General features: G+C 43.8%; 12 protein-coding genes and 1 tRNA gene. 5 read left to right on the top strand and 8 right to left on the bottom strand.

What is annotated here, in order from left to right; all coding sequences use genetic code 11:
- On the bottom strand, positions 1–352 hold a 352-nt coding region (locus tag Q0256_RS07580; protein WP_297961842.1), incomplete at its 3' end, for a Mu-like prophage major head subunit gpT family protein.
- Entirely contained in the window at positions 352–1146 is a 795-nt protein-coding gene (locus Q0256_RS07585; RefSeq protein ID WP_297961844.1) for a phage protease, read from the bottom strand. The genes Q0256_RS07585 and Q0256_RS07580, both read right to left, overlap by 1 nt.
- A 173-nt stretch (positions 1147–1319) precedes the next feature.
- Here Q0256_RS07585 and Q0256_RS07590 point away from each other — a divergent pair, with 173 nt between their 5' ends.
- The 4 genes from Q0256_RS07590 to Q0256_RS07605 all read left to right on the top strand — a co-directional run bounded on the left by Q0256_RS07590 (position 1320) and on the right by Q0256_RS07605 (position 6011).
- On the top strand, positions 1320–1787 hold the full coding sequence (locus Q0256_RS07590) for a DUF1804 family protein (RefSeq protein ID WP_297961847.1): 468 nt from the start codon (positions 1320–1322) through the stop codon (positions 1785–1787).
- Positions 1784–3295, top strand: a complete 1512-nt coding sequence (gene terL, locus Q0256_RS07595) for a phage terminase large subunit (RefSeq protein WP_297961850.1) — start codon at positions 1784–1786, stop codon at positions 3293–3295. Before Q0256_RS07590 ends, terL begins: the two co-directional genes overlap by 4 nt.
- 129 nt (positions 3296–3424) lie before the next feature.
- Entirely contained in the window at positions 3425–4786 is a 1362-nt protein-coding gene (locus Q0256_RS07600; RefSeq protein WP_297961852.1) for a DUF935 family protein, read from the top strand.
- Positions 4776–6011 carry a phage minor head protein gene (locus tag Q0256_RS07605; protein ID WP_297961854.1) on the top strand — a complete coding sequence of 412 codons (1236 nt, stop codon included), beginning with the start codon at positions 4776–4778 and terminating at the stop codon, positions 6009–6011. The genes Q0256_RS07600 and Q0256_RS07605 overlap by 11 nt, the downstream gene beginning before the upstream one ends.
- Here Q0256_RS07605 and Q0256_RS07610 read toward each other — a convergent pair.
- Positions 6012–6085 (bottom strand) — tRNA-OTHER (locus tag Q0256_RS07610).
- Between the two features lie 34 nt (positions 6086–6119).
- Here Q0256_RS07610 and Q0256_RS07615 point away from each other — a divergent pair.
- The gene (locus Q0256_RS07615) at positions 6120–6671 is read left to right on the top strand and encodes a phage virion morphogenesis protein (RefSeq protein WP_297961858.1); all 552 of its coding nucleotides are present in this window, start codon (positions 6120–6122) and stop codon (positions 6669–6671) included.
- A gap of 54 nt (positions 6672–6725) precedes the next feature.
- Here Q0256_RS07615 and Q0256_RS07620 read toward each other — a convergent pair whose 3' ends face one another.
- The 5 genes from Q0256_RS07620 to Q0256_RS07640 form a co-directional block, all read right to left on the bottom strand.
- Positions 6726–7523 (bottom strand): hypothetical protein, encoded by a 798-nt coding sequence (locus Q0256_RS07620; RefSeq protein WP_297961861.1) that lies wholly within the window; start codon positions 7521–7523, stop codon positions 6726–6728.
- Positions 7524–7573: 50 nt separating this feature from the next.
- Complete coding sequence (locus Q0256_RS07625; RefSeq protein WP_297961864.1) at positions 7574–7765, bottom strand: hypothetical protein; 192 nt, start codon at positions 7763–7765, stop codon at positions 7574–7576.
- Positions 7762–8280, bottom strand: coding sequence for a hypothetical protein (locus Q0256_RS07630; RefSeq protein WP_297961866.1), 519 nt, complete (start codon positions 8278–8280; stop codon positions 7762–7764). The genes Q0256_RS07625 and Q0256_RS07630 overlap by 4 nt, the downstream gene beginning before the upstream one ends.
- Positions 8281–8401: 121 nt before the next feature.
- Positions 8402–8803, bottom strand: coding sequence for a YopX family protein (locus Q0256_RS07635; RefSeq protein ID WP_297961869.1), 402 nt, complete (start codon positions 8801–8803; stop codon positions 8402–8404).
- Positions 8804–8813: 10 nt separating this feature from the next.
- The coding region (locus Q0256_RS07640; protein WP_297961873.1) for a hypothetical protein at positions 8814–9198 on the bottom strand (385 nt) is incomplete at its 5' end.

The following is a 9198-nucleotide window of genomic DNA, read 5'->3' on the forward strand; positions in this document are numbered from 1 at the left end:
CGAGGATCTTCGCTACCAGCGCGCCGCCGAATTTTTTCGCATTGAACGCCATCTGCTCGATCGCAGGCTTATAGAGCCCGACCTTGTCATATTCAAGATGAGTATTGGGCACCGTAACGCTCGCTTCAAAAGGCTGATTTTCTAGCGCATAGCCGTAATCCTTGAACTTTTTGATATCCCTATCGCCGACCCACTCTTTCATCATCGGAAAGTTACCCAGCCAAACATATTTCTCGCTTAGATCGTTGCTTTCTACGCGCATAGCAAGAACATCCGCCTCGCTTTTGGTATCGTTGAAGGTCTTTTGAAAGACCGCCTTAAAGCCGATCGATGTCTCTTCAAAATTTGCCATTATTTAGCTCCTTTTATATATTCCTCTTCACTAAGCCCTAAAAGAGAGGCCACCTTTTTCTGCTCGTCGCTTAGGGAGGACGCGCTATTTTTTTGAAGCTCCTTTTTGCCGAAAAATGCCCCCAAAAGCGAATTGAGTTTTTGTACTTGCCCGTCTAGCGCCGTGATCTTTTCTACTATCGCGTTGCTTTCTTTGGCGTTTGCGTCCTCTTTTTTATCCGGCGCACCATCTTTTTTAGCGTTTGCATCGGGCGCCCCTTCCTCTTTTTTCACTTCATCCGCCTTCTTGCGCTCGGCAAAATTTGCGCTAAGCTCCTCTATTTGCTTGCCTAGGGCGTCTATTTTCGCCGAAAGCTCCGAAATTTCTTTATCCATCTCTTCCTCTCCTTTTGAGTTGATTGCATTATTTAGCAAATTTGGGCGATTTACGAGCCCTACGCTATCAAGCCCGATCACCCGTCTATTCTCTCCCATATCAAAAACGGGGCTTAGGTATCGATACGCCCGCGAGCCGATAAGCTCCTCACCCGTTTTATTTAGGCTTAGGCTAGCGTAAATCCCGCCATCTCTAAGCTCGAAACTATCCTTATCAAACCACCCTAAAGCCGCGCCAAAGCTGTGGTTTTCATCAAGGGCGATATCAAGGGCGTTTTTTTCTATGGAGGCTATCAGTGCGGCGCCGTCAATCCGAAACGCGCGCCCGTCAAGACCTATCACTTCGCCGACCGGCGAAACCTTTACCTTTTCGTCCTGCTTAAAATTTAGCTCTAAAACGCTATTTATGCCTTGTCTCATACTGCCTCCGTCTCGAAATTTGGCGGTATTATACGGACAAACGCCGTTAAAATCACTCTATTTAGGGGCTATCAAGAGTGAAACGGAAAAAAATTCGGGCTAAAATGCGAGATAAAAATAAAATCGTCGCGCATAGCAAAGTGAGACGACGCGCAAATTTAAGGAGGTAAGCCTTGGACGTTAAAACCGCACGCGATATGTTTATTAGGGGTTACTCAATCACCGACATCGCTACTGCTTGCGGCGTAAGTCGCCAAAGTATCTATGCCGCCAAGGCTAGAGCAAAAGCCGCGGGCGAGGACTGGGATGAGCTAGCGCTTGCAAAAAACAGAGAGCAAAGTAATACCATCAAAAGCGAGCAAGGTTTTATCCTTGCGCTGATAGAAAGCTTCGAGCGGGCGTTTTCACAGATGCAGGAGCTGCCGCCGCAGGAGAGGCTCGAAATTTTAAAAAACTATACGCAAACCTATTATAGCCTTAAAGCCCCATTAAAAACGGATTTGAAGGCTCAAATGCTAGACGCCGCAAGCCGCGCGATAAATGAGATTGCTGATCTTGCCACGAAGAAAAAATGCGATGCCGTGACAGAGTTTTTGGCTGCGAATGCGGATGAAATTTTACGCCGGGTGCTCAAGCAATGAATGAAGATATTGAAGCGCTGCGCATCAAGCTCAAATCCCTAAGACGCGCCATCGATCCGCAAAGAAACGGCAGGATAAAGGCTGCGCGCGCAAGCTTTAAAGAGTGCGTACGGATCTATTTTAGCGCTCACGTACGCCTGCCCGAAACTTCTAAATTTCGAGCAGATTTTTATAAAAATGAGGCGAAGCTAAGCACGAAAAATAGGCATCTGCTTTTTAAGGCTTATAGAGGAGCTGCCAAAACTACCCTGATTTCAAGGCTTTGGGTACTTTTTAATACCGCGGTAACCGCGCGAAAGCGTAACTGCGTAATCATTAGCGCTACGATAAATCTATCCAAAAAGACGATCGAATTTATAAAAAACGAGCTTGAGGAAAACGAACTTTTGATTAGAGACTTTGGCATTAGCAAGGGCGATAAATGGACGGAGGAGGAGATCGTATTTTATAGCGGTAAGCAGGCGTTTAAAATTTCCGCTTACGGTGCAGGCAAAAAGATCCGCGGCGAAAACTGGCGAGGATTTCGTCCGGATCTTATCATTTGCGACGATCTGGAAAACGACGAAAACGTCAAAACGAAAGCGCAGCGCGACAAACTTTATGAGTGGTTTGAAAAGGCCATTATGAAGCTGCCTGCCCGCGGCGATAACGCTTATAATATCGTAGTAGTCGGCACGACGCTGCATTACGATAGCCTCTTATTTCGCATAGAAGCAAGAGCGGATTTCAAAACTCTATCCTATCCGCTGGTACGCGCTTTTCCCGCAAACGTAGATGAGCAAAAGTGGGATATGAAAGAGCTGCTGCTAGATGATAGCAGGCTGGATAAAGAGCGCATAAAACAGGAGTTTCTAAGCTCCAAAAGCGCCTTTATGAGCGAATACCAAAACGAGCCACTAAGTAAAGAGGAGGCAAGCTTTAGCGGGTATCAAACTTTCGAGCAGATGCCTCTTTGCGACGCCTATTATATGGGGATTGACCCCGCATTAGGAAAAAGCAAGGGCGATTATTTCGCCGTAGCTACGCTTGGGGCTTATGAGGGCAAATTTTATGCAAGCGTTAAAATGGCAAAAGTAAAGCCCGAGCTTATGATGGATCGTATCATAGCAGCGGCGCTTGAAATTTTACGACTTAACCGCCCGCTTAAAATCGCGATCGAAACTATTCAGTTTCAGGAGTTTTTTAAGGATATGCTCGACAAAAAAGCCCGCGAATTAGGGCTTTATCTGCCTATCATAGAGCTTAAAAATAGCGTGCCTAAGCAGCTTCGTATCGATAGCCTAACCCCGCCTATAAATAACGGCGTGATCCTAAGCGATAAAAACTCGCTCGTTTTCATAGACGAGCTTGATACCTACCCTAAAAGCGCGCATGATGACGGGCTGGATGCGCTAGAGATGGCATGGCGCATCGCAAAGGTACCGGCGTTTGATTATGCAAGGGCTAGGCAGATAATAAAAGAGCGGAAACGCAAACGCGATATGATAAAAGATATGTTGCAGAGCTGATAAGAACAATGCCGTTTAAACGCTTTTAAAAGCCGTTTAAAAGCGTTTAAATATTTTTGGACGTGCGATTTATCGCCCAAGAGGTTAAAGACGCTTAAAACGCACGCAAATGAAATTTAAGGATGATGGATGAAAAAACAAGATTTAAGATCGCTAATTAAGCTTCTAAGGCCCAAGGGAGCTTATTCCAAGACCGACGTAGCGGGATATGTAGAGCTAAGCCCCTCTAAGATCCGCGCCGCACTGCTTACTAAACAGCAGAATTATTTATTCCCTGCATTTTCGCTCATAATGGATAAGGATAGCGCCGTAGGGGCTGAAATAGAAAAGCGTCTAAGCTCGGTAGAGAATAAATTTTTTACCCACGATCTAGGCGAGGATCAAAACGAAAATATCGAGCAAATCATAAAGGCTGCGGTGAGCGCTAGGATTTTCGGTCTTAGCGTTTTAGAAGTATATGCGGACGAGGACGCAAATATAAAATTTGACGTAGTAGATAGAATATATATTAATATCGTAGAAAACAAGCCTTATCTGCGGATAGGCTCACGCGATATTGAAGCCAAAGAGCCGTTTTTTATAGTAGTTAGGCAGGAAGATCCGGCATTATTAAAAATTTTATGGCTGGTGTTTGCCAAACATTTCGTGCTTAGCCATTACCTGAAATTCGTGGAATTCTTAGGCGTGCCGCCGCTGATCGGCAATAGCTCAAGCGGAGACGAAAACGTCATCACCCAAATGGCTGAAGCGCTTGAGGGTATCAAAAGCGGCAGTTACGCGGTGCTAGGTCCGAACGACATTATCAAAGTGCTTGAGGGTAGAGGAAGCCAAGCCGACTTTATGGAGTTTGTGCGCTATTGCGACGCAGAGATAGCCAAGGTAATAAACGGCTCGGTGCTTAGCTCGAATGCGAATACCGCACAAAGCGGCAGCTACGCAATGAGCAAAACCCACGAGCAAAATCGTGCCGAGATAGTCGCTGCGGACGTGAAATTTGCAAGCCGCTTAGTCGAGCGAATATATGCGCGTCTTGGCAAAAGGGCAAATCTAAACATTCAAATCGAAAAAGACGTGGATCTGCTCCAGCGCGCACAGATGCTTCAAATTTTGCATGAACTAGGATACGAGATGAGCCCTGAAGATATGGCAAAGGAATTCGACCTTCCGCCAAGCGCAAAAGCTATGCCGAAAAATGCGGATGATAAGCCGGCCGCACAGACGGACGCAGAAAAGAATTCCGCGAACGCTGCAAAACAGGCTAAATATCTTACAGAGATAGAGCGGCAAACCGCGCAGCACGATTTTAGCGCCGCAAGCTCGCAAATTTCATCATACGTAAGAAGCGTGGTGGATAAAGCTCAAACCTACGAGCAGGCTTACGAGATACTTGCTAAAAATCCACTCGGTTTTAAACTCGATGCGCTGGAGGATGAGCTATTTCGGATTATAGCGAATGCTGAAATTTTAGGCGCGGATGACGATGAATATTAGCTTTTTTGCTCCGCCGCAGCAGGTCGTACAATATATCAAAAAGAAACGGGCGGAACTTCATTTCGATTATGACGAGATTATGCACGAGGCGCATCATCGCGTCTTTACAGTTGCCAAGATCACGAGGCTCGACCTTCTGAAAGATATTCAAGAAAGCCTAGCTCTTGCCGCGCAAAAGGGGCAAGGATTTGATGAATGGAAGCGCGGTATCAAAGACACCCTAGCGCGCAAAGGCTGGCTAGGGGACGTAGCGGTAACTGACCCTAAAACGGGCGAGCAAAAGCAAATTTACGTCGGCGACAGGCGATTAAAAAATATCTATAACACCAATATGCGAGTAGCCTATGCCGCTGCGCGCTACCAAAGCCAGATGAGCTCGGATCTGCCATATTTTCGTTACGTCGCGGTGCTGGATGATCGCACCAGGGCGAGCCACCGCGCACTGCACGGACTGATACTGCCTAAAACCCATCCGTTTTGGGATAAGGGCTATCCACCTAACGGCTGGAATTGCCGCTGCAAGGTGCAGGTGGTAGATGACGATGATCTGCGGCGAGAGGGCTGGAGCATAGCTAAGCAAATTCCGCCCACTAAAATCCACCCCGACTGGGCATATAACGTCGGCAAGACGGACAATTTAGATAAAATTTTAACGGAGAAGTTAGCTAAGCTTAACAAAAGTCGTGCGGTTTCAAAAAGCGTTAAAAAGGCGGTTAAAGATGATTTAAAGGACTTTTCGCATAAGCGCGATCTTTACGTTTGGCAGGCCTCGTTACTTGAAGCCGTAAGCGAACTATTGATAAAGAAAAATATAAAGAGCCCTATAAATACCTTTCAAGTGGGAACCCTAAAACCGAATATAGTGAAATTTTATAACGAAACGATGCAAACCGAGCTAGCAGATATAGGTATAGTCTTAAATAAAGAGAAAATTTTGCACTTTTCGCCCGAACGCAAGAGCAAATACGATCAGGCACTTCGCATAGATGAAATTAAAGAGTTGGTTAAAATTTTAGATAAGACTAAAAGATATTTTTTTGATAAAAAGAGCAAAAAAGATATTTTGATTTTTTGGGATGACGAGCAGGATAAAAGCAAGATTAATAAGGCGGTTATAACGCTAGATTACACGATAAAGAAATTTGGAATATCTAATTTAATCGTTACTCTAGGTAAGATAGATAGGAAAGATTTGAGGACATACGATTTAGAGGAAATAAAATAAAGCCGCTTGCGGGAGTCGAACCCGCCATCCGCTAATAAATTAGCCAAGTTACCAACGTTACTTGCATAAGCGGCTTTATTAAGGCGATTATACCACCAAGGCGGAAAAATGTCAATAAAAATCACAGGCATGGAGGAGATAGAGGCGAAGCTCACGGCGCTGCAAAATAGCTTAAGCGGAGCGCAGATGAAAAGCAAGCTATCAAGTATCGGCGAAAAGGTAAAGCTGCAGATAGAGCTAAGCTTCGAGCGAGAGCGCAGCCCATTCGGGCAGGCGTGGACGCCTCTAAGCGCAAATACCGCCATAGCGTATATGAGAAAAAACGGCGCGCGAGGAGGCGCAAGGACGCGTAACCGCGTATTTTTAGCAAAATTCGGCGCCGGCGGCAGTAAGAAAATATTGCGGGTAACCGGACATTTGGCGGAGCTTTGGAGCGTTGATCCGAGCGAAACCAGCGTAACGATAAGCAATAATAGCTCAAATGAGGGCTTTCCCTACGGGCTAACGCATCAATTCGGCTCGCATAACGGCTGGGGCCGGGGCATCTATATCCCTGCTCGTCCGTTTCTGCCGATAGATAAAAGCGGAGCGCTGCTACCCTCGTTGCAAAAAGATATAGAAAACTATCTAATCCGTGAAATAGAAAAGGCGGTAAAGTAAAGAGGGAGCGATATAAAAATTGCAATATAAGCTAATATCGGAGGTGCTATCAAATTAAAATATCATAAGGTTATTTGTTTGCGCATATTTTATTAAAAAATCAAGTTTGTCTTTTGGTAAAATGTTCTCTAATATATATTTTGGAACATTAAAATCGAAGTCTCTGTGTAATGTCGGCTTTATGTCGCGTTGCAATTCTTCGTAGTCGTCAGTTATACGTAAAAAATCATCTGATAATGCCCTTACTTGCGAATCGTCCATCCAAAAATTCGGTGGATAGTATATGCTAAAAAACTCATCGTTTGCTTTTAAAAATTTCTTATGAAGCTTGCGATTTTTATTTTCCGTATTAGGCACCTTAAAAGTCCAAAATTTACTGTTATTGCAATAAATTTGGGTGAAGTATAAGGCTACGTTATATGCCAATCTACTATAATGCCACGTCGCCTCATATAAAGTATATGAATTATAACCGAACCTCTTAATATAAGCTCGCTTTTCTTTATTGAGCGCAGAATATCGAATATCGCTCAATAAATAATTTTTAAGAACTAATTCAATCGTTTCAATATCTAAAAGCTTAATCGTAAATTTTGTAAGTTTTTCAAATTTATCAAGCTTTTTAAAATCATCGTATAGGCACGGTTGCAAGCTCTCTAGATAAAGACGCTCCACCTCACTAATAATATTGATTTTGTCAAATTGCTTTATTGGAGTAGTTATATTTATGCCTATTTTAGTGGTATTTCTTATCGAGGGCGAGCCATCTTTGCTTTTTTTGATAATCGTCCTAGCTATAAAGAATATAATGATAAGCCAAACTATCATCGCTAAAACGTTTTGATTTACCATATTTATGTCCCATTGTTTTTACAGATTATAGCAAATTTTCTAGGCAATAGTCAGCAGGGGCGGTCTAATTTTTCTTTCAGGGCCTCTTTTGCATATCTATTTAGCTCCTCGTCGGTCTTTAAAATTTCTATCGTACAAAAGCTGGTGCCGCATTTGGGGCATTTGCGCCAACGCTGCACCGTAGTGCTTTTGATCGTGGCTATGACGCAGGTTTTTTCGTAGGCACACTTCGGGCAGATCATACTTGCCCTTTGCTGGCACGAAATTGTGCGATCTTGCTTAGCCCGGTGATTAGCTTGCTTGCGTTTGCCGCGCTTAGCTTTGCCAGCTGCTCTTCCTTGCCGAGTAAAATTTTACATTGCCGCATCGTAAAGCCCAAAAGCCCCCGCTCGTCCATACCAAGGTGGGCGGCAAGCGCGCTTATGCGAGCAAACTGCGACGGGCTTATCCTTTTGGCGGCGGGCTTTGCGTCCTTTCCGCTTCGCTTTGTCGCGCTCGCACGATCCGCACTTGCATTGTAGATCAAATTTCGTCCCAATATGTCGGGCTTGAAGTCCGTCCCGTCCTGCGCACGACCACATAAAATATCAAGCGCACGCTCAAGCTCGCTTATGCTTAGCTCTTTGCAGCTATAAACGCCGAAACGGAAGCCGAGCCAATCCTCCCACGCATCCGCCGCCTTTATTTGCTTGTATAGCGAGGCGGTGTGAATGCGGGTTAGAAGCTGCTTACGGTAAATCTCTTGGGATTTGGTCATCGCTTGTCCTTTAGCTTTTTAGCAACACAAGCGCCACTATCGCCGTGAAGCTAAGCGCGATAAATATCGTGCTTGCGAATACTAAAAAGAGCTGCATTATTTAATCTCCAAATTTGTTTTCCTACTTCGCTTCGCTTGTGTCGCGTTGCCTATTCTCATATATGTTGCCGACGACTATAAAATAATTCGATATGACGTCATCTTTAAAATTAAAAATGAAATCGGTGAATAGCCCCGCTATACTTTTTATAGCAAAGCAAGCTTTATCCTCACACCAATAAACACGAGCCTCATCAGGTAAGGAATTATCCGGCGCAATAATATACCCCTCGTAAATTTCCACGCCATTTTTGTCATTTATTCCTATGTATTGCATTAGCTCAATTTCGTCAAAATCTGCTTCAAAGCTAACGCCAGTTTCTTCATCCCAAAGCGTCACTTCTTCGTTTGCGAAGTCGATACTTAGCACTTCGTAAATTCGTCCATCAACTTTAAAAAATGCCTTGAATTTTAACCCTGTCATCGCTTGTCCTTTACTTTAAATCCCAATTTATATCTTTTAAATAATCTTTGGCTTTTTTGGCTTCTTTTTCGCCAGCTTTTGAAGAATAAAAGAAATCAATATACAAGCCCACATCACTACGAGGCATGCGTAAAACTCCCCAAAAACCTATGCGTCCGCCTCGTTTTCTTTCTTTTTCAAAAACTTTTGATGTAGAAAATGAGATATTAATATTGTAGCTTTCACTTTTGCAAAATTTAAAGATTGGGAATTTTTCTTGAATATCTTTAGAGATTTCATTAATAAAGCGTGTATAGGCATCCTCTTTTTTGTCGTATAATTCGCCTATATCTTTATCAAGTTTGCGAAATTCTTTTAAGCTTTCATAAAGCGTTTCTGCGTTTTGTATTATTTGT

Source organism: uncultured Campylobacter sp. (assembly GCF_937949835.1).
GTDB lineage: Bacteria > Campylobacterota > Campylobacteria > Campylobacterales > Campylobacteraceae > Campylobacter_B.

What these genes read in the sequence shown, in the direction of transcription:
- Q0256_RS07615 (WP_297961858.1), top strand. Translation starts at nt 6,120, where the DNA reads ATGTCAATAAAAATCACAGGCATGGAGGAGATAGAGGCGAAGCTCACG.
- Q0256_RS07635 (WP_297961869.1), bottom strand. Translation starts at nt 8,803, where the DNA reads ATGACAGGGTTAAAATTCAAGGCATTTTTTAAAGTTGATGGACGAATT.
- Q0256_RS07630 (WP_297961866.1), bottom strand. Translation starts at nt 8,280, where the DNA reads ATGACCAAATCCCAAGAGATTTACCGTAAGCAGCTTCTAACCCGCATT.
- Q0256_RS07625 (WP_297961864.1), bottom strand. Translation starts at nt 7,765, where the DNA reads ATGATCTGCCCGAAGTGTGCCTACGAAAAAACCTGCGTCATAGCCACG.
- Q0256_RS07605 (WP_297961854.1), top strand. Translation starts at nt 4,776, where the DNA reads ATGAATATTAGCTTTTTTGCTCCGCCGCAGCAGGTCGTACAATATATC.
- terL (WP_297961850.1), top strand. Translation starts at nt 1,784, where the DNA reads ATGAATGAAGATATTGAAGCGCTGCGCATCAAGCTCAAATCCCTAAGA.
- Q0256_RS07585 (WP_297961844.1), bottom strand. Translation starts at nt 1,146, where the DNA reads ATGAGACAAGGCATAAATAGCGTTTTAGAGCTAAATTTTAAGCAGGAC.
- Q0256_RS07620 (WP_297961861.1), bottom strand. Translation starts at nt 7,523, where the DNA reads ATGGTAAATCAAAACGTTTTAGCGATGATAGTTTGGCTTATCATTATA.
- Q0256_RS07600 (WP_297961852.1), top strand. Translation starts at nt 3,425, where the DNA reads ATGAAAAAACAAGATTTAAGATCGCTAATTAAGCTTCTAAGGCCCAAG.